22 protein-coding genes and 1 riboswitch are annotated in these 24,250 nt (G+C 72.7%); of the genes, 12 read left to right on the forward strand and 10 right to left on the reverse strand.

Features of this window, described 5'->3' with window-relative positions:
* Positions 1–34 precede the first annotated feature (34 nt).
* The 4 genes from ACQPWW_RS02745 to eccB all read right to left on the reverse strand — a co-directional run bounded on the left by ACQPWW_RS02745 (position 35) and on the right by eccB (position 3,804).
* Positions 35–394, reverse strand: coding sequence for a hypothetical protein (locus tag ACQPWW_RS02745; RefSeq protein ID WP_433128789.1), 360 nt, complete (start codon positions 392–394; stop codon positions 35–37).
* A 177-nt stretch (positions 395–571) separates the two neighbouring features.
* The gene (locus tag ACQPWW_RS02750) at positions 572–1,852 is read right to left on the reverse strand and encodes a WXG100 family type VII secretion target (RefSeq protein WP_433128791.1); all 1,281 of its coding nucleotides are present in this window, start codon (positions 1,850–1,852) and stop codon (positions 572–574) included.
* The gene (locus tag ACQPWW_RS02755; protein ID WP_433128793.1) at positions 1,845–2,213 is read right to left on the reverse strand and encodes a hypothetical protein; all 369 of its coding nucleotides are present in this window, start codon (positions 2,211–2,213) and stop codon (positions 1,845–1,847) included. The genes ACQPWW_RS02750 and ACQPWW_RS02755 overlap by 8 nt, the downstream gene beginning before the upstream one ends.
* A gap of 88 nt (positions 2,214–2,301) precedes the next feature.
* Positions 2,302–3,804, reverse strand: coding sequence for a type VII secretion protein EccB (eccB, locus tag ACQPWW_RS02760; RefSeq protein WP_433128795.1), 1,503 nt, complete (start codon positions 3,802–3,804; stop codon positions 2,302–2,304).
* 161 nt (positions 3,805–3,965) lie between these two features.
* Here eccB and ACQPWW_RS02765 point away from each other — a divergent pair, with 161 nt between their 5' ends.
* Complete coding sequence (locus tag ACQPWW_RS02765) at positions 3,966–5,153, forward strand: type VII secretion protein EccE (RefSeq protein ID WP_433128797.1); 1,188 nt, start codon at positions 3,966–3,968, stop codon at positions 5,151–5,153.
* A gap of 22 nt (positions 5,154–5,175) precedes the next feature.
* Here ACQPWW_RS02765 and eccD read toward each other — a convergent pair whose 3' ends face one another.
* Entirely contained in the window at positions 5,176–6,573 is a 1,398-nt protein-coding gene (eccD, locus tag ACQPWW_RS02770) for a type VII secretion integral membrane protein EccD (protein WP_433128799.1), read from the reverse strand.
* A gap of 166 nt (positions 6,574–6,739) precedes the next feature.
* Here eccD and eccCa point away from each other — a divergent pair, with 166 nt between their 5' ends.
* The 3 genes from eccCa to ACQPWW_RS02785 all read left to right on the forward strand — a co-directional run bounded on the left by eccCa (position 6,740) and on the right by ACQPWW_RS02785 (position 11,499).
* Positions 6,740–10,705 (forward strand): type VII secretion protein EccCa, encoded by a 3,966-nt coding sequence (gene eccCa / locus ACQPWW_RS02775; RefSeq protein ID WP_433128801.1) that lies wholly within the window; start codon positions 6,740–6,742, stop codon positions 10,703–10,705.
* 181 nt (positions 10,706–10,886) lie between these two features.
* Entirely contained in the window at positions 10,887–11,195 is a 309-nt protein-coding gene (locus ACQPWW_RS02780; protein WP_088986628.1) for a WXG100 family type VII secretion target, read from the forward strand.
* Positions 11,196–11,220: 25 nt separating this feature from the next.
* On the forward strand, positions 11,221–11,499 hold the full coding sequence (locus tag ACQPWW_RS02785; protein WP_433128803.1) for a WXG100 family type VII secretion target: 279 nt from the start codon (positions 11,221–11,223) through the stop codon (positions 11,497–11,499).
* A gap of 79 nt (positions 11,500–11,578) precedes the next feature.
* Here the strand turns inward: ACQPWW_RS02785 and mycP are convergent, their stop codons facing one another.
* Entirely contained in the window at positions 11,579–12,820 is a 1,242-nt protein-coding gene (mycP, locus tag ACQPWW_RS02790) for a type VII secretion-associated serine protease mycosin (RefSeq protein WP_433128805.1), read from the reverse strand.
* A gap of 52 nt (positions 12,821–12,872) precedes the next feature.
* On the reverse strand, positions 12,873–13,208 hold the full coding sequence (locus ACQPWW_RS02795) for a helix-turn-helix transcriptional regulator (protein WP_433128807.1): 336 nt from the start codon (positions 13,206–13,208) through the stop codon (positions 12,873–12,875).
* 226 nt (positions 13,209–13,434) lie between these two features.
* On the opposite strand from ACQPWW_RS02795, the gene ACQPWW_RS02800 reads away from it, so the two are divergent.
* Entirely contained in the window at positions 13,435–14,157 is a 723-nt protein-coding gene (locus tag ACQPWW_RS02800; RefSeq protein ID WP_433128809.1) for a carbonic anhydrase, read from the forward strand.
* A gap of 57 nt (positions 14,158–14,214) precedes the next feature.
* On the opposite strand, the gene ACQPWW_RS02805 is transcribed toward ACQPWW_RS02800, so the two are convergent.
* Positions 14,215–15,234: a coiled-coil domain-containing protein gene (locus ACQPWW_RS02805; protein ID WP_433128811.1), complete on the reverse strand. Its 1,020-nt coding sequence runs from the start codon at positions 15,232–15,234 to the stop codon at positions 14,215–14,217.
* A gap of 4 nt (positions 15,235–15,238) precedes the next feature.
* A riboswitch (cyclic di-AMP (ydaO/yuaA leader) is annotated at positions 15,239–15,369 on the reverse strand.
* Positions 15,370–15,535: 166 nt separating this feature from the next.
* Complete coding sequence (locus ACQPWW_RS02810) at positions 15,536–16,909, reverse strand: YibE/F family protein (RefSeq protein ID WP_433128813.1); 1,374 nt, start codon at positions 16,907–16,909, stop codon at positions 15,536–15,538.
* 309 nt (positions 16,910–17,218) lie between these two features.
* Between ACQPWW_RS02810 and ACQPWW_RS02815 the strand changes: the two genes are divergently transcribed.
* Positions 17,219–19,267, forward strand: a complete 2,049-nt coding sequence (locus ACQPWW_RS02815; RefSeq protein WP_433128815.1) for a copper-translocating P-type ATPase — start codon at positions 17,219–17,221, stop codon at positions 19,265–19,267.
* 7 nt (positions 19,268–19,274) lie between these two features.
* Here ACQPWW_RS02815 and ACQPWW_RS02820 read toward each other — a convergent pair whose 3' ends face one another.
* The gene (locus ACQPWW_RS02820) at positions 19,275–19,571 is read right to left on the reverse strand and encodes a metal-sensitive transcriptional regulator (protein WP_355027247.1); all 297 of its coding nucleotides are present in this window, start codon (positions 19,569–19,571) and stop codon (positions 19,275–19,277) included.
* A 94-nt stretch (positions 19,572–19,665) separates the two neighbouring features.
* Here ACQPWW_RS02820 and ACQPWW_RS02825 point away from each other — a divergent pair, with 94 nt between their 5' ends.
* From ACQPWW_RS02825 to ACQPWW_RS02850, 6 genes are all read left to right on the forward strand, one after another.
* On the forward strand, positions 19,666–19,875 hold the full coding sequence (locus ACQPWW_RS02825; RefSeq protein ID WP_433128817.1) for a heavy-metal-associated domain-containing protein: 210 nt from the start codon (positions 19,666–19,668) through the stop codon (positions 19,873–19,875).
* Positions 19,876–19,889: 14 nt separating this feature from the next.
* A complete protein-coding gene (locus ACQPWW_RS02830) occupies positions 19,890–20,846 on the forward strand; it encodes a hypothetical protein (RefSeq protein WP_433128819.1) in 957 nt (318 codons plus the stop codon).
* Between the two features lie 12 nt (positions 20,847–20,858).
* Positions 20,859–23,111 carry a heavy metal translocating P-type ATPase gene (locus ACQPWW_RS02835; protein ID WP_433128821.1) on the forward strand — a complete coding sequence of 751 codons (2,253 nt, stop codon included), beginning with the start codon at positions 20,859–20,861 and terminating at the stop codon, positions 23,109–23,111.
* A gap of 74 nt (positions 23,112–23,185) precedes the next feature.
* Positions 23,186–23,359 (forward strand): CsbD family protein, encoded by a 174-nt coding sequence (locus ACQPWW_RS02840; RefSeq protein WP_036410891.1) that lies wholly within the window; start codon positions 23,186–23,188, stop codon positions 23,357–23,359.
* A 167-nt stretch (positions 23,360–23,526) separates the two neighbouring features.
* Positions 23,527–23,874 carry an ArsR/SmtB family transcription factor gene (locus tag ACQPWW_RS02845; RefSeq protein ID WP_433128824.1) on the forward strand — a complete coding sequence of 116 codons (348 nt, stop codon included), beginning with the start codon at positions 23,527–23,529 and terminating at the stop codon, positions 23,872–23,874.
* Positions 23,871–24,140 carry a hypothetical protein gene (locus ACQPWW_RS02850; protein WP_433128826.1) on the forward strand — a complete coding sequence of 90 codons (270 nt, stop codon included), beginning with the start codon at positions 23,871–23,873 and terminating at the stop codon, positions 24,138–24,140. The genes ACQPWW_RS02845 and ACQPWW_RS02850 overlap by 4 nt, the downstream gene beginning before the upstream one ends.
* Positions 24,141–24,250 lie beyond the last annotated feature (110 nt).

Genomic DNA, 24,250 nt, shown 5'->3' on the forward strand with positions numbered 1-24,250 from the left:
ACCCGGGACCGGGCCCCGGATCACCGGGCCAGGATCAGCGGGCGGGTGGGCCACGCAGCGCGGGAACGCCGCGGCCGGGATCGATGGCCGGGGCCTGACCCCGGCCCTCCGCGATCGGCCCGGTCAGCGCGGTGGTGTCCGCCGTGGCAGCCGGCCGGGCGGTGGCGGGCTGGGCCGCCCGCTCGGTGACCGAAGGGATATCGGGACGGACACTGGCCACCCGGCTGCTCACGGCACTGGGCCGGAGCTGCGTCGAGGCGGGCGGTGGGGTCGCGGCGAGGGCGCCGCCCAGGCCGACCGCGAGCACCAGCGCGGTGATCGCCAGTCGGGTCAGGTCACGCAGTGACCGCAGCACAGCCCAGCGGGCGGGGCGGACACACACTGCGGACGACACCCGACCAACGTAGCGCCTGCCCTGCCGTGTCGCAGCACGGCGACGGCCCGCTGCGGCGTGACCGCCGCCACCATGAGCACTGTGGACGGTGGGGATCGACACCCGGAAAAGACGGTGCCCCCGGGCCGGATCGGGTCCGGTCGGGGGCACCGCGCGTGTGCCTGCGGCGGGTCGTGGTCAGCTGCCGGCGCCGAGCACCGGCGGCGCGGCGTGCCCGCCGTCGTGCCACACCATCTCGTCCTCGGTCAACCAGGTAAGTCGCTCGTCGGAGTCGTCGTCCTCCGGTCGACCCCGCCCGCCGAGCAGCCCGGCGCCGTTGCGGCCGGAGCCCGCACCACCGGCCGCCGCCCGGCCGCCGCCGCGCTGGCCGTCCACGCCGCGCCCGATGCCGCTGGCAGACCGACCTTCGGCCGGGGTCCCGCCACCAGCGGGCCGAGCCGAGGGGGTGGGGGTGCTGCCCGAACCGGCGAGCGCGGCGGTGCGCAAAACCCCGCCGGCCGGTGACCCACCCGGCGCTGCGTAGAGCAGCCCGGGGCCGGCGCTCGCGGCGGCGGTCACCGGGGCCGACCCGGCCAGGCCGGCCAGCCCGGCGGCCCCGCCGGTGAGCAGCGCGCCACCGACCAGCGGATCCGCGCCGGCGAGGACGGTGCCGCGCTGGTCGGAGTCGCCACCGGAGCCGAGCGGGCCGGCAGCCACGGCGGGCGTGCCACCGGTGCCCGAGCCGCCCCGGTCGGAGACCGAGCCGTCACCGACGACCGGCGGTGGGGCGGCGCGCTCGAGCTTCGAGACGGTCGCGTCGCCGGTGTGCGCGTTGACATTGGTGCTGCCGGGCCCGGCGCTCGCCTTGGCCACAGCCGAAACACTCTGCGGCGTCGTCGGATCCGTGTTGATCCGGTTCGGGGTGTCCGGGTCGGGCAGCGGTGGATCGACCACCCGGTCGTACGCGGAGATCTCGTAGCTGCTGGCCAGCTCGGCCACCAGGTTCACCATCCGCTGGTGGGCCTTCTCCTGCTCCTGCTTGTCCTGCTGGTGACCCACGAAGCCCATGACCATCGCGCCGGGCAGACCGAAGGTGGCGGCACCCTTGATCGTGCCGGAGATCGCCTTGTCGTTGTCGTCGGTCTCCTCCGGGCTCTCGGCCTCCTTGTGGGCCGTGCGCAGATGGTCGGCCATCATGGTCAACCCCTGCTTGATGCCCGCCATCCCCTCGCCGAGGGCGTCGGAGTGGGCGACGATCAGGCTGAGTCGCCGATGGAACTCCCGGCCCGCCGAACCCGTCCAGGTGTTGCCGAGCTTCTCCAGATCGCCGCTCAACTCCCGGCCGAGCCCGTCGAGGACCCCCTTGAGCTCGGCCCACTGGGTGGCAACGCCCTCGATCTGCTCCGGCTTGCCAGCCATCACGCCGTCGTACAACTGCTGGTGGCTGCTGCCCTGGTAGCGCTCGGTGTATTCAGACACGGCCGTTCTCCTTCGGCTGCAACGCCCGATCGACCCCGGTCAGCGCCGCGGACACGTCGGTGGCGTTGGCGGCGTTACGCGCCTCGGCGGTGCGGTAGTTGGTCAGAATCGTGCTGGTGGCCTGCTGAGCCGCAAGCACCGCCTGCCGGATCCGTTCGGCCTGGTCCACATAGGACTGGTGCACCTCGCTGTAGCGACGCGCCTTGTCGGTGGCGTCGAAGAACGAGCCCAACGCCGGCGGCCGGCACTGCATCTCGGTGTTGAGCTTGCGCAGCACCGACTCGACCTGGCTCAACCGCGAAGCAAGGTGGTCGTGAAAATCCTCGAGGGACAGCAGGTCGACTTCCGTACGCCCGGTCATGGCAACATCCCCGTCGTTCTGGTTGACAACCGTCAGCGACATTCAGGTTAGTCCACCGCCGCGATTCGGGGCGACCCGTCACGGCTGCTCAGCCGATGCCCCCGGTCGATCCCGCCGGCGTCCCGCCGCCCGCTCCACCGGCCGGCGGAACGGGTGGCGGTGGTGCGGCCGCCGGGGCCGGCTCGTCGGGCGAGAAGACCGCCATCGCGTTCTCCTGGGTCAGGGTGGGCCCGGTCGGGATCAGCGCGAGCAGCGAGCCGGGCACCGCCAGCGGGGTGACGCCGCCGTAGCCGAGCACGTCCAGTGTCTCCGCCGAGCCGAGCGGATAGCGGATGCCCTGCGGGGTGATCAGGTAGATCGTCGACCCGGCGGCGCCGGATCCGCTGGTCCCGGCGCCGGGCGAGGCCTGCGCGACGACGCCCTTGCCACCGGGCAGCAGCACCGCCTCGGCGGTGCGGACGGCGTCCCGCCTGGTCTGGGGCACCGGCACCGGGCCCGGACCGTTCCCGGTCAGCTCGGCCGGCGCCCGGTCGAAGATCTCCAGGGTGGTGGTCGGCTGGCCGCCCGCGCTGCCCGCCCGGTACGTCGCGCACAGCGTGGTCTGACCGGGCCTGGCCTGGTAGACGGCGGGCAGCGTCGACGGCAGCCCCTCCTCGTCCACCCGCTGCTCGACGTACAGGTCGCCAGCCTGGTCCGGGGTGATGTCGGTGATCTGGCCGCCGCCGCGGACCATCAGCAGAGCGCTGATCTCACTGATCGGGGCGAGACCCTCCCGGGTCAGCACGTAGTGCTGCCCGGCGGCGCTGAACACCTGACCGATGACGGCGGGCCGGCCGGCCACCCTCCGCACGCTGCTCTCACCCTCGCCGGGCAGCTCCGGCTTGCGCAGCGGTGGCCCGGCCGGCACGGCGTTGAGCAGTTGCTGACCGACCCGTAGCGGAGTGGCGCGGGACATCTTCAGCGCCGTGATCGTCGGGTCCCCGTCGAGCACCTGGAGACGACTGTTGTTGGTGAGCAGGTAGCGCTGCTCGTCCATCACGACAAGCACCGCGCGGTCACCAAGAGGCACGCCGCCGGGCAGCGCCCGGTCGATCACCAGCCGGGTGCTGGACCGCTCGGGATCGACCGGGTCGGGCACGTCGCAGACCGACCAGGGCAGGCCGGTCAGCGACTTGCGGTCCGGCAGGGCGTCCGGCGCCCCGACGATGCCGAGGGTGAGCCCGCGCGGCTGGTCCCGCAGTGCCGCCTGGGACATCGTCCGCGCCGTCGCGTCCGGCTTGTTCAGGACCAGGCGGGCCGAGGTGTAGTTCAACGTCGGGTGCAGTTGCCCGTCCAGGTACACGTACGTCGCGCCGGTCTCCCGTTCGATGACCAGGGTCTGGTCCTTCAGTGGCACTGTGTTACCTGTCAACTGGCCGTAGGCGCCAACCCCACCGAGCACGACGGCCGCGGTGATGACACTGCCGAAGACGGCCATGCCGAGCCGTCGCATCGGGAGGTTGGTGGTCTCCGGGTCGCCCGACAGCAGCGCCGAGACGATGCGGCGGGTGACGAAGCGGTACGCCTGCACCTGATCGCGGCGGGTCCGCATGACTTACCTCCGGCGGGGTGGATCCGCGACGATCAGGTCGGGGTGCCGTCGCGGGCTTCCCTACGATAAGGGGCCGACGGAGGTTCCTCGGGACCACCGCTCGTGGTCGGCACCGGACCGACCCGGTGCAGAGCCGTACCGTGCAGGAGGGACAGTCAGCGATGACGCAGGTTCAGGCGCGACCCGCCCGAGCGGCCACGGACCCGACCGAGGTGACGGCGCGGCCGACGCCGCCGACTGACCGACCCGGCCGTGGACGGCTCGGTCCGGTGCTCGTCGGGCAGCTCGTCGTACTGGAACTGTGCGTGGTCGGGATGTGGGCCGCCTCGTTCGGGCCGGGCTGGGTGGCTGCCGCGGTGGCGCCCGTCGCGGCGCTTGTCGTCGTTGCCACCTTCGCCCGCAGGGGTGGCCGCTGGTGGTTCGAGGACCTGCTGCTGCGGCGGCGTCTGCGGCGGCGCGGTGAGCGTGCGTCGGCGGTGCTGGGTGGCGGCCGGGCGGGCGACCCGCGGCTGGCGGTGCTCGCCCCCGAGTTGAGCGTGATCGAGTTGACCGACCGCGGCACCCGGCTCGGCATCGGGCGCGACGACGAGGGCTGGTTCGCGGCGGTCGCGTTGCAGCCCGCCAGCGGCGCGACCGCCGGTTCGGTGCACGCGTCCACAGTGGACCTGGTGTTGCGGGTGCTTGCCGACTTCACCGCCCCGGTCTCTCGTACCCAGGTAGTCGCGCACACCCTTGTGTGGTATCCGGCGCCCGGTGCGCCGCCGGCGGCGCACCGGACCGTCTGGGTGGCGCTGCGGCTGACCGTCAGCGACGCCCGGGCGGAGGCGGTGAGCCGGGGCGGTGGGCTCGCCGGCGTGCACCGGACGGTGGCTGCCGGGATCGGCCGGCTGGGCAAGGCGTTGACCTCGGCGGGGCTGGCCCATCGGCCGCTCAACCGGGACGAGTTGCGCGCGGCCATCGTCTCGGCCGCCGGGCTCGACCTGGGGCCGGAGGCGCCGGCGGAGAGCTGGCACGGGCTGCACGGCGGTGGCTGGACCCACCGTTGCCTGGTGCTGCGCGGCCGTGCGGAGGTGCCGCTCGGCCCGCTGGTGGACGCGATCACCGCGACCTCCGCGCCGTCGCACACGGTGGCCGCGACGGTGTCGGCGAACGGTCGGGTGGCGTCGCCGCTGTTGCGGGTCGCGGCGATGGACAACCACGTCGAGGCGCTGGTCAAGGTGGTCCGCGACATCGCGCAACGAACCGGCACGTCCGCCCGACCGATGGACGGCCAGCACGGACCGGGCGTCTACGCCACCGCGCCGGTCGGGTCGGCGCTGGGCGTCTCCACCCGTCCGCAGCCGCGATGACCGGCGTGGCGTCCGCGGGCGGTCAGGGCCGGAGGTTGACGATCCAGCCGTAGAGGCCGCAGACCCAGAAGGCGAGCGGCACCAGCGAGATGATCAGCATGATCTCGGCGATGTCGAGCAGCCGGCCCCAGACCGGCGAGATGCGCTTACCGGCGACGGTCAGCCCGTAGATCAGGCTGACCACGGCGGCCAGCACCAGCCCGCCCAGGATCAGACCGAGCTGAACCGGCAGCGACCCGCTGGCGAACGTGGCGGCGGCGGCCAGGCCCAACCCCACGGTGCCGGCCAGCAGCACGGGGGTGCGCTGGGCGCGGCCCAGCAGCGGTCGGGCCCGGAGCAACGACAGCAGGGCCAGCACCAGGCACAGCAGCACCGCCGCCGCGCGCCCGTCCAGGGCGAGCACGAGCTGCGCGCCGAGCACCAGCACCGCGACCGTCCACAGCAGACCGGTCATGAACTGGTCGGCGCGTTCACTGCGCTGGAGCACCTGCCGGCCGTCGACCGACTCGCTGTCGGTCTTCAGGTCCTCCGGGCCGGTCGGGATCGAGGGCACCGGCAGGCGCGCCAGCCGGTAGGCCGCCATCGGCAGTGCCGGCACCACGCCGAACGCGACAGCCGCCACCACCGCCGCGGCGGCCGGCGCGTCGAGGCCGAGGACCAGGCAGAGCAACGCGCCCATCCCGGTGGCCGCCCCCACCCCGATCGCGGCGAAGAAGAGCGGATACCGGTCGCCGACCGCCAGCACGGCGACCGCGCCCGCGACCACCGCGGCCGTCGCCGCGAGCAGCACGTGCGGGCTGGCCAACTCGGTAAGTGGCCGGTCACCGGCGAGCAGCAACAGGCCGCCGACGGCGGCGTGCCCGAGGGCGACAATGGCCAGCACCGCGCCGGTGCGGCTGTCGGCGGCGGCCCGGGACAGCACCGCCGCGCCGACAAGCAGCGCCACGGCCACCAGCAGGGCGGCCAGCGCGCCGGGCAGGTGCGGCGGGCCGGCGAAGAGCGCGGCGAGCGCGCCGGCGCCGAGCGCCGACGCCGCGAACAGCACGGCGAAGGACCGGGTCGCGCCGACCTGCCAGGCGCCGGGGCGCTGGTTGGTCGCGGTGGCGACGGCGTCCACCACATCGTCGAAGACGATCTCCGGCGCGGCCGCGGACCGGGGGTTGAAGTAGAGCACCTCACCGTCACGGACGCTGAGCTGCGCCGCGGTACGACCACCGTCCAGCGGCGCGCCGCCCAACCTGGACAGTGCCCAGCCGCCGTGCCGCGCGCCCTCGTCGGCCATGTCCTCGCCGGCGTAGCGCAGCAGGGTGGGGAGCAGGTCGGCCATCGGCACGTCCGAGGGCAGCGCCAGGTCCATCCGGGTACGCGGAGCCACGATGGTGATCCGGCTCAGACCACCGGTCGCCGTCTTCGTCGCCACAGTGGCCTCCAGGTGTGCGTCGGTGCTCGGCTGGCCGCGATGCCACGCTCCGGGTCCACCGCGCCCACGGCAGATTACCTACGATGGCGGGCACGTACGATGCCCACCCGCGGGCTCCGGTCCGCGGCGGCACGTCATCAGGCCGCTTCTGGGGGAGGAGACAGCCGTGAGCACTGTGGTGTTCCGCCGGCTCCCGCGTCAGCCGGGACCGGCTCTGCCGCGCGGTGAGGTGCTGCTGGAGTCTCCTCCAGAGCTGCCCGAGCCGACGCCCCGCGGGATGGGGCAGCTGCTCATGATCCTGCCGATGTTCTGCGGGGTCGGCGCGATGGCGTTCCTCTACGCCGGCAAGGGCGGCGGCATGATGACGTACGTCGCCGGTGGCCTCTTCGGCGTCTCGATGCTCGGCATGGCGATCGGTTCGCTCGCCAACAACGGCGGCAAGGACAAGGCCGAGCTGAACGCCGACCGGCGCGACTACATGCGCTACCTGGCCCAGATGCGCAAGCGCACCCGGCGGGCCGCGGAGCAGCAGCGGGCGGCGATGACCTGGCGGCACCCGGAGCCCGACGCGCTCTGGTCGATCGCCGCGTCCCGGCGGCTCTGGGAGCGACGGACCACCGAGGACGACTTCGGCGAGACCCGGATCGCGCTCGGCCCGCAGCGACTGGCCGTGGAGATCGTCCCGCCGGAGACGAAGCCGGTGGAGGACCTGGAGCCGATGAGCGCCATCGCGCTCCGCCGGTTCGTCCGCGCCCACTCCACTGTTCCCGAGTTGCCGACCGCGTTGTCGGTACGCGCGTTCAGCCGGGTGGCGCTGCGCGGCGACCGCGCGCCGGTGCTCGACCTGACCCGGGCGGCGCTCGGGCAGCTGGCCACCTTCCACGCCCCGGACGACCTGGTGGTCGCGGTGGTCGCCGCGCCGGACCGGCAGCCGTCCTGGGACTGGGTGAAGTGGCTGCCGCACGCCCACCACAGCGGGCGTACGGACGCCGCCGGCGCGCGCCGTCTGGTCTTCGCCAGCCTGGCCGAGGCCGAGGCGTCGCTCGCCGCCGAGCTGGCCGGGCGGCCTCGGTTCGCACCCGAGGCCAAGCCGCTGACCACCGCCCCGCACCTGGTCGTGGTGATCGACGGTGGTGAGATCTCGCCGACCTGCCAACTGGTGGGCCCGGGGCTGCTCGGCACCACGGTGCTCGACCTGTCCGGGACGGTGCCCCGCGACGCCGGCCGCTGGCTGCTCTGCCTCGACGTGGCCGACGGAAGCTCGCTCGATCTGGTCCGGGGCAGCTCGTCGTCGCCGCTGGGGCGCCCCGACCGGCTCAGCGCCGAGGCGGCCGAGGGGCTGGCTCGGCAGATCGCCCCCTATCGCCTCTCCCAGCAGCAGGCCAGCACCGATGAGCCGCTGGCGCGCAGCACGGAGCTGCCGGACCTGCTCGGGGTGGGCGACGCGGCGACGGTGGACGTGCAGCAGACCTGGCGCCCCCGCGGTCACCGGGACCGGCTGCGGATCCCACTCGGCGTCGGCCCGGACGGCAACGTGGTCGAACTCGACTTCAAGGAGTCCGCGCACGAGGGCATGGGCCCGCACGGCCTGGTGATCGGTGCGACCGGCTCCGGCAAGAGCGAGCTGCTCCGTACGGTGGTGGCCGCCCTGGCGGTGACCCACTCGTCGGAGGAGCTGAACTTCGTCCTTGTGGACTTCAAGGGCGGCGCGACGTTCGCCTCGCTGGAGGCGTTGCCGCACACCAGCGCGGTGATCACCAACCTGGCCGACGAGCTGCCGCTTGTCGACCGCATGCGCGACGCGCTCGCCGGCGAGATGGTGCGCCGGCAGGAGTTGCTGCGGGCGGCGGGCAACTACGTCTCCCGCTTCGAGTACGAGAAGGCTCGGGCGGCCGGCGAGCCGCTGGCCCCGATGCCCAGCCTGTTGATCATCTGTGACGAGTTCAGCGAGTTGCTCGCGGCCAAGCCCGACTTCATCGACCTGTTCGTGATGATCGGCCGGTTGGGTCGGTCGCTGGGCGTGCACCTGCTGCTGGCCAGTCAGCGGCTCGAAGAGGGCAAGCTGCGGGGGCTGGACACCCACCTGTCGTACCGGATCGGTCTGCGGACGTTCTCGGCGGTGGAGAGCCGGATCGTGCTCGGCGTGCCGGACGCGTACGAGTTGCCGAACGCGCCCGGCCACGGCTACCTGAAGACGGACACCAGCACCATGCTGCGGTTCCGGGCCGCGTACGTGTCCGGGGCCTACCGGGCGCCGGGGCAGCAGGCCGCCGCGTCGCAGGCGCTTGTGCAGCGCCGGATCGTGCCGTACGGCCTGGACTTCATCGCGGCGCAGCTCCCGCAGATGCCGGTGGACACCGCTCCGGAGCCCGAGCAGCCGGCCGACGGCAAGGCCGTGGCGATGCTCGACGTGCTGATCGACCAGCTCAAGGGTCGGGGCCGCCCCGCCCACCAGGTGTGGCTTCCGCCGCTGGCCGACCCGCCGGGCCTGGGTGAGCTGCTCGGCCCGCTGGCCGTCGACCCGACCTACGGGCTGTGCACCGCCTCCTGGCCGGGGCGCGGGCGGCTGACCGTGCCGGTCGGGGTGGTGGACCGCCCGTACGAGCAGCGCCGCGACCCGATGATGGTCGAGCTGGCCGGTGCCGGCGGCAACGTCGTCATCGTCGGCCGGTCGCTGAGTGGCAAGAGCACCATGCTGCGTACGCTGCTCGCCTCGCTGGCGCTCACCCACACGCCACGTGAGGCGCAGTTCTTCTGCCTGGACTTCGGCGGCGGCGCGCTGCGCAGTCTGGAGCGTCTGCCGCACATGGCCGGGGTGGCCGGTCGCCGGGACGTCGAGGCGGTACGCCGGACGGTGGCCGAGGTGGTCGCCGTGCTGGACGACCGGGAGACGCGCTTCGCCCAGCACGGCATCGACTCGGTGGCCAGTTACCGCCGTCGCCGGGCGGCCGGTGAGTTCGCCGACGACCCGTTCGGTGACGTGTTCCTGGTGGTGGATGGTTGGAACACGCTGCGCCAGGAGTACGAGGAGCTGGAGCAGACCATCACCACGCTGGCCAACCGGGGCCTCGGCTTCGGTGTGCACGTGGTGCTCACCGCGGTGCGGTGGGCGGAGATCCGGATCAACATGCGTGACCTGCTCGGCACCAAGCTGGAGCTGCGTCTCGGCGACCCGTCCGAGTCCGAGATCGACCGCCGCGCGGCCATGAACGTGCCGGACAAGGCGCCCGGTCGCGGCCTGACCCGGGACAAGCTGCACTTCCTCACCGCCATCTCGCGGCTCGACGGTCGTCGGGACATCGATGACCTGAGCGAGGCGTCGCTGGCCCTGGCCGGGCATGTGGCAGCGAACTGGCCGGGTCGTCCGGCACCGAAGGTGCGGCTGCTGCCGCGCCGGTTGCCGGTGGCCGAGCTGGCCCGGATCATCGACCGGTCGGCGCCGGGTCTGCCGATCGGTGTCAACGAGTCGGCGCTCGCGCCGGTCTACCTGGATCTGGCCAACGAGCCGCACCTGACGGTCTTCGGCGACGCCGAGTGCGGCAAGACCAACCTGCTGCGGTTGATCGCCCGGGGCATCACCGAGCGGTACACGCCCGCCCAGGCGCGGCTGGTGATCGCCGACTATCGGCGTGGCCTGCTGGGCGCGGTGGAGGGCGATCACCTGCTCGACTACGCCCCGTCCAACCAGGCGTTCGCCCAGGGGCTCGGGTCGATCCGGAGCGCGCTGAACAACCGGTTGCCCGGCCCGGACGTGACCACCGCCCAGCTGCGCGATCGCAGTTGGTGGAAGGGCCCGGACCTGTACATCCTGGTGGACGACTACGACCTGGTGGCCTCCGGTGGGAGCAACCCGCTCAGCGCCCTGCAGGAGTTGTTGCCGCAGGCCCGCGACATCGGTCTGCACCTGATCGTCACGCGTCGCGTCGGCGGGGTCTCCAGGGCGCTCTACGAGCCGGTGTTGCAGCGGTTGCGCGAGCTGGACTCGCCGGGCCTGCTGATGTCCGGCAACCGGGAGGAGGGCGCCGTGTTCGGCACCCTGCGACCGAGCCCGCAACCGCCGGGTCGGGGCACCCTCGTCCGGCGACGTGACGGCCAACAGTTGATCCAGACGGCGTGGTCCGAGCCGTCCTGATCGAGGTACAACCGGCGCGATTCACCACCATCCATCGCACCCCCGTCGATCAGGGCTGCGGGCGCTCGACCGGTTCCGCTACGGTCTTCACTGGAGTGTCCGTCGGTGGGGTGTTGCTGCCTTACCGCGGGGGAGGAGTGCGGCAATGCCGCCACCACAACATGACGGAAGGGTGTGAAGCATGGCGTTCGAGGTCGAAGCTGCGACTCTGCATACCGCCGCGAGTGACGTGCGGTCCACGCGCAGCGAGGTCGACGGCGAGCTGAAGAAGCTGTGGAACGTTGTCGACGACCTGGCCATGGCGTGGAAGGGTCAGGCGTCCACGGGCTTCCAGTCGCTGATGACGCGCTGGAACGAGGACACCGTCAAACTGCTGACGGCGATGGACAACATCGCTGACCTGCTCGACAAGTCGGGTACGACGCATCAGGTAAACGACGAAGAGCAGCAGCAGATGCTGGACAAGTTCCACTCTGCTCTCAACCCGTGATCCGCAGCCAGCAGAGGGGGAAATCGTGACGATCAAAGTTGACTACGCGGTCCTCGAGAGCAGCAATCAGCAGATGCAGGCCATCTCGAAGACGCTCGAGGAAAAGCTCGACACGCTTCGGGCCATGCTGACCAAGCTCCACTGGGACGGCGAGGACCGGGTTGCCTACGAGCAGCACCAGGCGAAGTGGGATGCGGCGGTCCGGGACATCAACCGGATCCTGAACGAGATCGGCGGTGCCGTCGGCATCGCTCGGGAAAACTACCTCACCACCGAGATGAGCAACTCCAAGGTGTGGGGCTGAGGCATTCACCGGTGCGGCTCCGGTCCGGTTCACCCGGGCCGGAGCCGCACTGTTTTTCATCGTCGGTGTGGAGCGGCGGTCAGCCGGCGGCCGGTGCGTCGGTGCGTCGGCCCGGACGCCAGCCGCGCTGGCGGCCCCGGGCCACTATCGGTCGGGCGATCAGCAGCAGCACTGTGAGCAGCCCGCCGACCGCCGCGGCCCAGATCGCGGCGGCGCGCTGCCAACCCAGTGGGTCGTCCTGCGCGACGGGCGCCGCGAGCGCGGTGGCCGGCGGGTTCACCCTGGTGCCCAGCAGGCTCGACACCGCCCGGTACGGGTTGACCACGCCGTAGCCGATGTCGCCGTTGTGGCCCTCCGGTGGGTTGTCCGCCGTGCGTTCCAGCCGTTCGGCGACCTGCTGCGGGGTGAGGTCCGGGTAGGCGGCCCGGACCAGCGCGGCCACTCCTGAGACGTACGCGGCGGCGAAGCTGGTGCCGCCGGTCGGCTCGGCGCGGTAGCCGGACCCCTGCGGCGCCGGCCCGATGATGTTCAGCCCCGGTGCGGCGATGTCGACGTAGTCGCCACTTATCGAACTGCCCACGTGGCCGCCCTGCTCGTCGACCCCGCCGACCGCGATCACCCCCGGGTACGCGGCCGGGTAGCCCGGCCGGTTCTGCTGATCCTCCGCGCGGTTGCCGGCGGCGGCGACAAGCACCACCCGCTTGGCCAGCGCACGGTCGACGGCCGCCGTCAGCTCGGGGCCGGGAATGGTCGTGAGGGACAGGTTGATCACGTCGGCGCCCTGGTCGACGGCCCAGTCGATCGCCGCGGCGATCTGCACGGGAAGATTGGGGTCCCTGGTGTCCTTGAGGTTCGGCAGAACGCGGATCGGCAGGATGCGGGCGGCCGGGGCGATGCCGCTGAACGGGACGCCGGTGCCCTCCCGGCCGGCGATGATGCCGGCGATCATCGTGCCGTGCCCGACCAGGTCGCACTGGCCCTGGTTGGCCGCCAGATCGTTGAAGTCGCGACCCTCGAGCACCTGACCGGCGAGCAGCGGGTGGACGGCGGAGACCCCGGAGTCGATCACCGCGACCGTCACTCCGGCGCCCCGGGACAGCGGCCACGCCGCGGACGGCTCCAGCCGGCGCAGCGCCCACGGCATCGCCGTCAGGGCCTCCTCACTGGCCGGACCGCAGGCGGGCGGTGCCGCCCGCGCCGGTGCGGGTGCCACCACGGCGGTGCCGAGCAGAGCCACCAACGCTCCACTGAGGACACCGCGGGCGGCACGGCCACTGCGGCGGAACGGGTGGGTCGCGCTCAACGGCGGGCATTCGCGCACCCGCAGAGATTACCGCTGCGCCCCGTCGGGCAGCGGCCCCCGGCGGGGTGGGTCAGGCGCCGGGTTCGACCTCCGTGGTGGGCGTCTCGGCGAACAGCGCGAGCAGGTCGCCGACCTGGCGGTAGGCCTCGGCGGGGTGCCGGAACCGGCCGGCCGGGTTGAGGGTGTATTCGTTGCGCCGTCCGACCCGGGTGCGGTGCAGGTAACCGGCCGCTTCCAGGTCGGCGACGATCGCCTGCGCGGCCCGTTCGGTCACGCCGACCTCGGCCGCGACGTCGCGGAGCCGAGCGGTGGGGTTGCGGGCGATGGCCAGCAACACGTGCCCGTGGTTGGTGAGGAACGTCCAGTTCCGCCCGCCGCCGGTGTCGCCCGTCGTCGTGCTCGCCATCGTGTGACCACCTCTCCGGACGTCCGCCCTGCCCCCGGGAGTCTCGCCCGTCCTGCGCCCGGTGCGTCACCCAGGGGCCGAATCGGAGTCAACATATGAAATCTAAATCACGCATACCTTGACGCACTTTACGGTGCGTGTGACGGTGGAGCCCGAGCCAGCGCCGCCGCCGGCCCGGCTGACAAGCCCTCTGACCAGGTCAGACGCGTGAAGACGAGGTGCGGGGATGAGTCGTCCTGGAACTCCCGGCGGGCAGCCGGGTCCGCAGCGGACCGGCGACCGGGCGGCCGCGGCCAGCGTGCCGGCCCAGGCGTACGCCGAGTTGACCGCCGGTAACCGGCGCTTCGTCAGCGGCGCTCCACGCCACCCCAACCAGGACGCCGGACACCGGGCCGCAGTGGCCGACGGGCAGCACCCGTTCGCGGTGATCGTCGGCTGCTCCGACTCCCGCCTGGCCGCCGAGATCATCTTTGACCGGGGGCTGGGTGACCTGTTCGTGGTCCGTACGGCCGGGCACACCACCGGTCCGGAGGTGCTCGGCAGCGTGGAGTACGCGGTGACCGTCCTCGGCACCCCGCTGGTGGTGGTGCTCGGCCACGACTCGTGCGGGGCGGTGCAGGCGGCGCGGGAGTCCTCCGCGACCGGCACCCCGCCTCCCGGGCACCTGGGGGCGGTGGTCGACGCCGTGCTGCCCAGTCTGCGCCGGGCCGAGGCCGAGGGTGTGGACGACATCGACGGCATCGTCGACATCCACATCGCACAGACCGTCGAGACGCTGCTCCGGCAGTCGCCAGTGCTGGCCGCCGAGGTGGCGCAGGGGCGGTGCGCGGTGGTGGGTGTGTCGTACCGGCTCGCCGCCGGAGTGGCGCGCCCGGTGGCCGCCGTGCCGGCCGGCTTCGCGACGCTCGACGTGCCGACCGGGTCGGCTGACCCGGCCGCCGCCGCCTGACACGACGAGGGCCGCTCCGCGCGACGCGGAACGGCCCTCGGCGGAAGACGCCGCGGATCAGAGCATCGACATGTGCACGTGGTCGGTGTGGTTCGACGGCCCGCTGTACGACTTCCAGCCGGTTGCCGGGAACCAGATCTGCCGGTTCCAGATCACGTAGTAGATGCCCAGCCGGTCGGCGTTGCGGATGAGGAACGCGGCGACGTTGTTGCCGTACGTCCGGGTGTCCTCGTTGTGCCAGGGTGAGAAGCCGCTCTTCTGTAGCGACCAGTCGCAGGCGCGGCCCTTCGGGTGCTCGTACGGTCCACCGTTGCGGTGACAGCCGACGAACCGGGTGAAGCCGGCCCTCCTGACCTCCTTGTACGCGTGCAGCGTGCGCGGCGTGACGCAGCCGGACGTGGTGGGGTCGTCCTCGCTGCAGGACTGCGCCTTCCAGTCGCCGTCGGCGGTGCGGCCCGGCCCGATCCGGGCGACCGGCGAGGTGGCGTCCACCAGACCGCCGGTGAAGCCCTTGCCGCCGACCAGGGCGAGCGCCTTGTCTGCCTCGCTCTTGCGCTTGGCCATCACGGCGGTCTGCTTCTGCTGTTCCCGGACCTCGGTGTCGAGGGCCAACTTGGCCTGCTCGGCACGGGCCTTCACGGTGTTGACCTCGGCGAGCTTGTTCTCGTTCACCATGTTGATTTCGTCGAGCATCGCGGCGCGCTGGACGAACGTGTCCGGAGCGTCGCTTTCGAGCAGCATCGCGAGCGCGCCGATCCGACCGGTGCGGTACGACTGGGCGGCGATCTGCCCGACCTGTGGCGCCAGCGCGTCCAGGTCGGCCTTGGCCCGGTCCACCTCCAGCGCCAACTCCAACTGCCGCTTCTTGGACTTGTCCAGTTTGGACTTGGCGGCGGAGTAGTCGCGGTTCACCTGCTCGATGACGTCGTTGAGCATCTTGGGCTCGTCGGCCTCCTCGTGCCCGGACGGTGTGGGGGTCGTCGGGGCGGCGTGGGCCGGGAGGGGCCCGGCGAGCACGGTCAGTGCGGCGATCACGGCCACCACGGGTGTCAACCAGCGGCGTAGGGGTGCCGTCACAATGTTCCCTTCCCTCGACCGCCGACCGGGTTAGCTGACGGGTTCGGGGCGGAAGTGGCCCCTACCGCTGACGCGGATTCACCCCACACACCTGGGTCCCCGGCTCGCCGGTTGGCGATTGGGCGGTGGCACCGCAGGCGCCGCTTCGCGCCTTCATCGGTAACCGGCAGCGAGGTTACCCGAGAGTCGACTGGGTGAGCTACGCCTGGATGCCGACCAAAAGTGTCATTTCGCCATAGCGGTGTGTGACCAGTGACGCGGTTCTCAGGGGGAAGACCCGATCTGGTCACGCTGAGGAGTGTCACCATGCCGTTTCCGTGCTCCTGTTCGACTCCGGCCACCCGTCGGTGGCGGTGGATGGGGGCCGGGTCCGCGTCTGGTCCGGCTCGTCGGGTCGCCCCGTCCGTGGTGCGTTGAGGGCGGCCAGTGCCTCCGCCCGGTCCGCCCGGGGGCGCGGCCGGGCGGCGGCGTCGCCCGGCGGCGTGGCTTCGGCGCGCCCGGCCGCGGTGACGATCGCGGCCAGCCCGGTGGTCAGTGGCACGGCGGCGATCAGCCCGAGGGTGGCGACCGCGCTGCGGACGATCTCCTGCGCGAGGAACTCGCTGGTGAGGATCTGCCCGATCGGCCGCGAGTCGGCGGTGAGCAGGAGCAACAGGGGCAGCGACGCGCCCGCGTACGCCAGCACGATGGTGTTGACGGTGGAGGCGATGTGCGCCCGGCCGACGCGGGTCGCCGCGCGGTACAGCTGCATGCGGGTCAGCCCGGGATTCGCGTTCGCCAGCTCGGTGACGGTGGCCGCCTGGGTGACAGTCACGTCGTCGAGCACCCCGAGCGAACCGATGATGATCCCGGCGAGCAGCAGGCCGTGCAGGTCCACGTCACCCTGGAACATCGACAGTGTCGTCGCGTCCTCGCTGCCGAAGCCGGTGAGGTGGGTTGCCGCCGTGGCGATGGTGGCGAGCACGCCGGTCAGCACCAGGCTGCCCAGGGTGCCGAGCACCGCGACCGAGGTCTGCGCGCTGACGCCGTGGGTCAGATAGAGCACCACGAACATGATCAGAGCGGCGCCGACCACCGCCACCAGGAGCGGTGATTTGCCGGCGCCGATGCCCGGCAGCACGAAGGTGAGCAGGATGGCGAAGCTGGCTGCCAACCCGGCGAGCGCGGCCAGCCCCCGCCATCGGCCGAACGCGACGATCGCGGCAGCGAAGATCACCGCCAGCCACACCATCGGGGTGCCGCGCTGGTGCTCGGCGATGTTCCAGTTGCTGATTGTGGGATCGGTCGGGTCGGTCAACTGGACCAGGATGACCTCGTCGCCGACGTCCACCCGGGGCGCACCGGGTCCGTCGGGCACCGGTGTCTGGACCTGCTGGCCGGTGGCGGGCCCGTCGTCCACCCGGACGTCGACGGTGCCGCACGGCCCGGCGCCGACCCTGGGTGTGCCCTCGGGGCTCGACGGCAGCGGCGGGCACGGCTCGGTCACCACCCGGGTCACCGTGCCGGCGTAGCGCGGCACGTCCGCTCCGCCGTCGGTCCGCGGTGCTCCTCCGCGCGGCCAGAGCAGCGCCGCGGCGAGCACTGTGGCGACGAAGAGGGGCACCACCGTCATGACGAGGATCCGTCGCACCCGGGGCGGGGCGGACGGAGCGGGACGGGCGTGGTCGGAACCCAAGTCGAGACTCCCAACGATCCGGTGCGGGATACGGGCCAGCGTGCCGGTCGGTTCAGCGATGCCGTGGAAACACGGCGGAACGCGCGATGGTTCGCTCACCGAGGACCGCCCGATCACGGACGGTCAGTGTCCAGCCCGGCCGGCCGGAGGCGACGCCACGTCGCGGCGACGCCGGTGCCCGACCGCGCAGCGGTAGCTGGAGGGCCATCGGGGAGATGCTAGCCAGCCTGTTCCGGGCTCGCAGGTCGGGACGGAGTGTCGAGCGCCGAACCGCCCGCGCGATGGTCACCGGGCGGGCATGTTGGAGCCATGCCCGCTCAGTCATCCGCCGACCCCGACCACCGGCGCCACGCCGCGCCCCCGCCGCACGACAGGCACGCCGGGCACGATCCGGAGATGTTCCGCCGTCGTTTCTGGGTCTGCCTGGTGCTGACCATCCCGGTGGTCCTGACCAGCCACCTCGTGTCGGATCAGCTGGGCCTGGACGACGGCGTCCCGGGCCGTACCTGGGTGGGGCCGGTGCTCGGCTCGGTGGTGTTCTGGTGGGGTGGCTGGCCGTTCCTGGTCGGTGCGGTCCGCGAGGTGCGGGACCGGACGCCGGGCATGATGCTGCTTGTCGCGATGGCGATCACTGTCGCCTACAGCGCGTCGCTGGCCACCAGTGCCGGCGCGTTCGACCTGGACTTCTGGTGGGAGTTGGCGGCGCTTGTCACCATCATGCTGCTCGGGCACTGGCAGGAGATGAAGGCCATCGGGCAGGCCCACGGCGCGCTCTCGGCGCTGGCCGCGCTGCTGCCGGACGAGACCGAGCGGGTGACCGCGGACGGGCGGGTCGAACCGGTGTCGGCCGGCGAGCTGCGGGTCGGCGACGTGGTGCTGGTCCGCCCGGGGGCTCGGGTGCCGGCGGACGGAGGCATCGTCGACGGCCGGGCCGAGCTGGACGAATCGATGATCACCGGCGAGTCGCGCCCGATTGCCCGCGCGGTTGGCGACCGGGTGGTGGCGGGCACCGTCGCCACCGACTCGGCGATCAGGGTCCGGGTCGAGGCACTGGGTGAGCAGACGGCGCTCGCCGGCATCCAGCGCATGGTCGCCCAGGCGCAGCGCGCCGGTGGACGGGCCCAACTGCTCGCCGACCGGTTCGCCGCCGCGTTGTTCTACGTGGCGAGCGGCACCGCGGTGCTGACCGTGCTGGTCTGGACGGCGCTGGGCCAGCCCGACGAGGCGGTGGTCCGCGCGGTGACCGTCCTGGTGATCGCCTGCCCGCACGCGCTCGGCCTGGCCATCCCGCTGGTCGTCGCGCTCTCCACGGCGCTGGCCGCGCGATCCGGGATCCTGGTGAAGGACCGGCTGGCGCTGGAGCGGATGCGGACCGTCGGCGCGGTGCTCTTCGACAAGACCGGCACCCTGACCCGGGGCGAGCACGTCGTCACCGACGTGGCGACGGCGCCGGGCGTCGAGCGGGACGAGGTGCTGCGCATCGCCGCCGGGGTGGAGTCGGACAGCGAGCATCCGCTGGCCCGCGCGATAGTCGCGGCTGCCGGGCCCGGCGGTCCGGCCCCGGCGGTCGGGTTCCGGTCCCTGCCGGGCCGGGGGGTGCGGGCCACCGTCGGCGGTTCGGAGTACGCGGTGGGAGGGCCGGGGCTGCTGCGTGAGTGGGGCGTGTCGCTCCCGGCCGAGCTGGCGGCGGCGGTCGGGCACTGGTCGGCGCGCGGCGCGGCGGTGCTGCACCTGGTGCGGCTGCCGCACACGGTGCTCGGCGCGTTCGCGTTGACCGACGAGGTGCGTCCGGAGGCCCGGCGGGCCGTCGACGAGTTGCGCGCCGAGGGAGTCCGGACCATCGCCATGATCACCGGGGACGCGCGGCCGGTGGCCGAGGCGGTCGCCGCCGATCTCGGCTTCCGGCCCGGCGTCGACGAGGTGTTCGCCGAGGTGCTGCCCGCCGACAAGGACGGCCGGGTGGCCGAGCTCCAGCGCCGGGGGCTCACCGTGGCGATGGTCGGTGACGGGGTGAACGACGCTCCCGCGCTGGCCCGCGCCGACGTGGGCATCGCGATCGGCGCGGGCACCGAGGTGGCGATCGAGTCGGCCGGGGTGGTGCTCGCCTCCTCGGATCCGCGCGGGGTGGCTGCCGTGGTGCGACTGTCCCGGGCGTCGTACCGGAAGATGCGGCAGAACCTGGCCTGGGCGGCGGGCTACAACGTGGTGGCGTTGCCGCTGGCGGCCGGGGTGCTGGCCTGGGCCGGGGTGGCGTTGAGCCCGGCGCTGGCCGCGGTGCTGATGTCCGCGTCCACAATCGTGGTCGCGCTCAACGCCCAGTTGCTGCGTCGGGTACGGCTCGACCCGGAGCGGGACTAGAGGGGCGTCAGCCGCGCTTCATCAGCCGGCCGACCGCCGCCATCATCTCGGTGGCCATCTCGTCGGCCCGTCCCTCGGCCGCCCCCTCGTGCATGCAGTGCCGGGCGTGCCCGTCGAGCAGCCCCAGCGCCACCTTGTCGAGCGCGGCCTGGATCGCGGAGATCTGGGTGAGCACGTCGATGCAGTAGCGGTCGTCGTCGACCATCTTCTCGATGCCGCGGACCTGCCCCTCCACTCGGCGGAGCCGCGCGAGCAGCTGGTCCTTGCTGGCGGTGTACCCGCGGATCGGGGTGGGTGCGCTCATGCGACAAGGATAGCCTACCCCCCGGGGGTATGGTACGGTGCATTCCTGACGACGATACCCCCACCGGGTACCGGTACTCGAAGGAGACGATTCGATGGTCAACACGACGTTCCAGGTGCAGGGCATGACCTGCGGGCACTGCGTCAGCGCGGTGAGCGCCGAGGTCGGCGCCATCGAGGGCGTGCGTGACGTCCAGGTCGACCTCGCGACCGGGCAGGTCACCGTGAGCAGCAAGCAGCCACTGGACGTGCAGGTCGTCCGGGCGGCCGTCGACGAGGCCGGCTACGACCTCGTCGACGCGTGAGCGGAGGGGCCGGCATGCGTACCGTGACGAGACTTGCCGGATTCGCTGTCGGCCTCGCGGCGATCTTCGGCGCGACCTACGGGGTCGGCCGGCTGACCGACCGCGCCCCGGTCGCCGAGGGCCGGCACGACGGCGACGCCGTCCACGCGACGGAAGATCACGCCGAGCCGGCCGACCGGATTCCCGGTGGGCTGCTCGTCTCCGACCGCGGCTACACCATCGACCCGGTCGACGCGCCGGCCGACCAGTTCGCCTTCCGGATCAACGGTCCGGACGGCCAACCGGTGACCCGCTACGACGTGGCGCACGACAAGAGGATGCACCTGATCGTGGTCCGACGGGACCTCTCCGGTTTCCGGCACGTGCACCCCGACCTGGCTCCGGACGGCACCTGGCGGGTCGGCACGCCGCTGACCGGCCCCGGGCAGTGGCGGGCGTTCGCCGACTTCGCCCCCACCCGGGGCGAGCCGCTGACGCTCGGCGTGGACGTGACGGTCCCCGGTGAGCTGACCGAACGACCGCTGCCCGCCCCGGCGACCAGCACCACCGTCGACGGCTACACGGTCACCCTGACCGGCTCGCCGCAGCCCGGCCGCACCGCCCCGCTCACGTTCACCGTCAGCCGGGACGGTCGGCCGGTCACCGACCTGGAGCCCTACCTGGGCGCGTACGGGCACCTGGTGGCACTGCGCCGGGGCGACCTCGCGTACCTGCACGTGCATCCGGACGGGACGCCGGGTGACGGGCGGACCCGGCCCGGCCCGGCCGTCAGCTTCCTCGCCGAGGTGCCCTCGGCCGGCAGCTACCGGCTCTACCTCGACTTCCAGCACGGCGGGACGGTGCACACCGCCGAGTTCACCGTCGTCGCCGGCAGCCCGCCGGCCGACACCCCGCCGACCGGGAACAACCCGAGCGGACCCGCCCCCAGCGGGGGTGCCGACCACGGCACTCCCGGCCACGGGCACAACTGACGGGACCACGCGATGACCACCACCAGCAGACCGCTGCCCGAGGCGCCCAACCGGATCGAGTTGGCGATCGGCGGGATGACCTGCGCCGCCTGCGCCGCCCGGATCGAGAAGAAGCTCAACCGGATGGACGGCGTGAGCGCCGCCGTCAACTACGCCACCGAGAAGGCCACCGTCCGGTACGCCGACGGCGTCACACCGGACGACCTGATCGAGACAGTGCGCAAGACCGGGTACACGGCCGCGGTGCCCACCCCGCGGACGGTCGAGGAGCCGATCGATCCGTTGCGTGGTCCGCGTACCCGGCTCTGGGTCTCGGTGCTGCTCAGCGTGCCGGTGGTCCTGCTGGCCATGGTCCCGGCCTGGCAGTTCGACTACTGGCAGTGGCTGTCGCTGACCCTGGCCGCCCCGGTGGTGGTCTGGGGTGGGCTGCCGTTCCACCGGGCCGCCTGGACCAACCTGCGGCACGGCGCGGCGACGATGGACACTCTTGTCTCGCTCGGCACCCTTGCCGCGTTCGGCTGGTCGCTCTGGGCGCTCTTCCTCGGTGACGCCGGCATGCCCGGGATGACGCACCCGTTCCGCTTCGACATCACCCGCACCGACGGTGCCGGCAACATCTACCTGGAGGCGGCCGCCGGGGTGACGGTGTTCATCCTGGCCGGCCGCTACTTCGAGGCCCGCTCCAAGCGGACCGCCGGCGCGGCCCTGCGCGCCCTGCTCGAACTCGGCGCCAAGGAGGTGGCGGTGCTGCGCGACGGGGTGGAGACCCTGATCCCGGTGGAGCAGCTCGCCGTCGGTGACCGGTTCGTGGTGCGCCCCGGGGAGAAGATCGCCACCGACGGGGTGGTCGACGAGGGCACCTCGGCCGTCGACGCCAGCATGCTCACCGGCGAGTCGGTGCCGGTCGAGGTCGGCCCCGGCGACGGCGTGGTCGGCGCCACCATCAACGCGGGCGGACGCCTGATCGTCACCGCCACCCGGGTCGGCGCGGACACCCAACTCGCCCGCATGGCCGACCTGGTCGAGCAGGCGCAGAGCGGCAAGGCCGCAGTGCAGCGGCTCGCGGACCGGATCTCCGGCGTCTTCGTGCCGATCGTCATCACCCTCGCCGTCGGCACGCTCGGCTGGTGGCTCGGCACCGGGGCCGGCCCGACCGCCGCGTTCACCGCCGCCGTCGCCGTGCTGATCATCGCCTGCCCCTGCGCGCTCGGCCTGGCCACCCCGACCGCGCTGCTGGTGGGCACCGGTCGGGGCGCGCAACTCGGTGTGCTGATCAAGGGCCCGGAGGTGCTGGAGTCGACCCGCCGGGTGGACACCGTGGTGCTGGACAAGACCGGCACCGTGACGACCGGCCGGATGACCCTGGTGGACGTGGTGCCGGCCAACGGCACGGATCGGGCCGAGCTCCTCCGGCTCGCCGGGGCGGTGGAGGCCGCCTCCGAGCACCCGATCGCCCGCGCGGTCGCGGCGGGCGCCAGCGAGGCGGGGTCGCTGCCCCCGGTGACGGGCTTCGGCAACCTCGAGGGGCTGGGCGTGGCCGGCACTGTCGACGGGCGGGCCGTGCTCATCGGTCGGGTACGGCTGCTGCGCGAGCGGGAGATCGACGTACCGCCGGAGGTCGAGGGGGCCGTCCGCGACGCGGAGACCGCCGGCCGTACGGCGATCGTCGCGGCCTGGGACGGGCGGGCCCGAGGGGTGCTCGCGGTCGCCGACGTGGTCCGGCCGACCAGCCGGGCGGCGGTGGCCCGGCTGCGGGCGCTGGGGCTCACCCCGGTCCTGCTGACCGGGGACAACACCACTGTGGCCCGCGCGATCGCCGCCGAGGTGGGCATCGACGAGGTGGTCGCCGAGGTGCTGCCGGCCGGCAAGGTCGACGTGGTCAAGCGGCTCCAGGCGCAGGGGCGGTCGGTGGCGATGGTCGGTGACGGGGTCAACGACGCCCCGGCGCTGGCCCAGGCCGACCTGGGGTTGGCCATGGGCACCGGCACCGACGTGGCGATCGAGGCGTCCGACCTGACCCTCGTCCGGGGTGACCTGGACGCCGCGGTGGATGCCATCCGGTTGTCCCGCCGCACGCTCGGCATCATCCGGGGCAACCTGTTCTGGGCGTTCGGCTACAACGTGGCGGCCCTGCCGTTGGCCGCCGCCGGGCTGCTCAACCCAATGATCGCCGGTGCCACGATGGCGTTCTCCTCGGTCTTCGTGGTGGCCAACAGTCTGCGGTTGCGCCGGTTCCGGCCGGCCGCCGTCGATCGCGGACTGTGACGACGATGATGGTTGGACCGCCGACGGCGGGGGTATTGCCTGTGGTGTAGCGACGCTGGCAATGGAGGTTGGCAATGGGATTCGACGATAAGATCAACAACGCCACCGAGGACGCGACCGGCAAGCTGAAGGAAGGCGCCGGTCGGGCCACCGACAACGAGCAGCTCGAGGCCGAGGGTCGCGCTGACCAGTCCACGGCCAAGCTCAAGCAGGCGGGCGAGAAGATCAAGGACGCCTTCAAGAGCTGACGTACGACGTAACACCCGCACGCCGGGTCGGTGATCGCTCACCGACCCGGCGTGTCTGTGTGTCCGGCCCCGTTCCGGGACCCTGAGATCCCCCTGATTCCGCTCCCGGCCCGCACCGCCGCGCGGGCATACCTGCTAACTTCCTTTTGCATGTGCGAGGGCTTGTTGTGAGCAGCGCTTCGTCGCCGACCGGCGACCAGCTGGTCCGGGTGCTGGCCGCGTTGGCCAACCCGCACCGGCTGCGGATCGTCGCCGCGCTGGCCCGCGAGCGTGCCTACGTCAGCGGGCTGGCCCGGCAACTGGGCATCAGCCGAGCGCTGTTACAGGTCCACCTACGGAAGCTGGCGGCGGCCGGGCTGGTCACCGCGAGCCTGGAGTTGTCGGAGGACGGGAAGGCAATGAACTACTACGAGGTGCAGCCGTTCGTGCTCACCCTCACCCCCGAGATCATCGCGGCGGCGGCCGAGACGCTGACCGTGCCCGACTCGGTCGACCAGCCGGGAGCCCAGCGATGAGCGAGCACGACTGGACCGAGGTGGTCGGCGCGATCGGCATCTTCGGCTTCCTGATCAGCGTGGTCACGGTGACCGTCGTGCAGCTCGCCAAGACCCGGCGGGCCCGGTACGAGGCGTCCCGGGCGGACGACTACCGCCAGCTCGCCGAGACTGCCGCCCAGGCGCAGGCGGAGAACGCCCGACTGCTCGCGGCCATGGACGGTCGCCTGGGCGGGATGGAGACCCGGATGACCAAGCTCGAACGCGTCCTGCTCGAGGTCGACTGACCTCGGCGACAAAAGGTCCCGGGTCGTCGAGCGGCTACTCGACGACCCGGGCGGAAGCAGCATCACCTCGCCCAGTGGGCGAGCTTCACCGGTAACGCTCCTTCCAGGAG

The organism is Micromonospora sp. CA-240977, assembly GCF_050942285.1.
Lineage (GTDB): Bacteria > Actinomycetota > Actinomycetes > Mycobacteriales > Micromonosporaceae > Micromonospora.

Bases quoted from the DNA above. Each gene is read 5' to 3' on its own strand.
- ACQPWW_RS02755 (WP_433128793.1), bottom strand. From the start codon at position 2,213: ATGACCGGGCGTACGGAAGTCGACCTGCTGTCCCTCGAGGATTTTCAC.
- eccB (WP_433128795.1), bottom strand. From the start codon at position 3,804: ATGCGGACCCGCCGCGATCAGGTGCAGGCGTACCGCTTCGTCACCCGC.
- ACQPWW_RS02765 (WP_433128797.1), top strand. From the start codon at position 3,966: ATGACGCAGGTTCAGGCGCGACCCGCCCGAGCGGCCACGGACCCGACC.
- ACQPWW_RS02780 (WP_088986628.1), top strand. From the start codon at position 10,887: ATGGCGTTCGAGGTCGAAGCTGCGACTCTGCATACCGCCGCGAGTGAC.
- ACQPWW_RS02795 (WP_433128807.1), bottom strand. From the start codon at position 13,208: ATGGCGAGCACGACGACGGGCGACACCGGCGGCGGGCGGAACTGGACG.
- ACQPWW_RS02800 (WP_433128809.1), top strand. From the start codon at position 13,435: ATGAGTCGTCCTGGAACTCCCGGCGGGCAGCCGGGTCCGCAGCGGACC.
- ACQPWW_RS02815 (WP_433128815.1), top strand. From the start codon at position 17,219: ATGCCCGCTCAGTCATCCGCCGACCCCGACCACCGGCGCCACGCCGCG.
- ACQPWW_RS02820 (WP_355027247.1), bottom strand. From the start codon at position 19,571: ATGAGCGCACCCACCCCGATCCGCGGGTACACCGCCAGCAAGGACCAG.
- ACQPWW_RS02825 (WP_433128817.1), top strand. From the start codon at position 19,666: ATGGTCAACACGACGTTCCAGGTGCAGGGCATGACCTGCGGGCACTGC.
- ACQPWW_RS02830 (WP_433128819.1), top strand. From the start codon at position 19,890: ATGCGTACCGTGACGAGACTTGCCGGATTCGCTGTCGGCCTCGCGGCG.
- ACQPWW_RS02835 (WP_433128821.1), top strand. From the start codon at position 20,859: ATGACCACCACCAGCAGACCGCTGCCCGAGGCGCCCAACCGGATCGAG.
- ACQPWW_RS02840 (WP_036410891.1), top strand. From the start codon at position 23,186: ATGGGATTCGACGATAAGATCAACAACGCCACCGAGGACGCGACCGGC.
- ACQPWW_RS02850 (WP_433128826.1), top strand. From the start codon at position 23,871: ATGAGCGAGCACGACTGGACCGAGGTGGTCGGCGCGATCGGCATCTTC.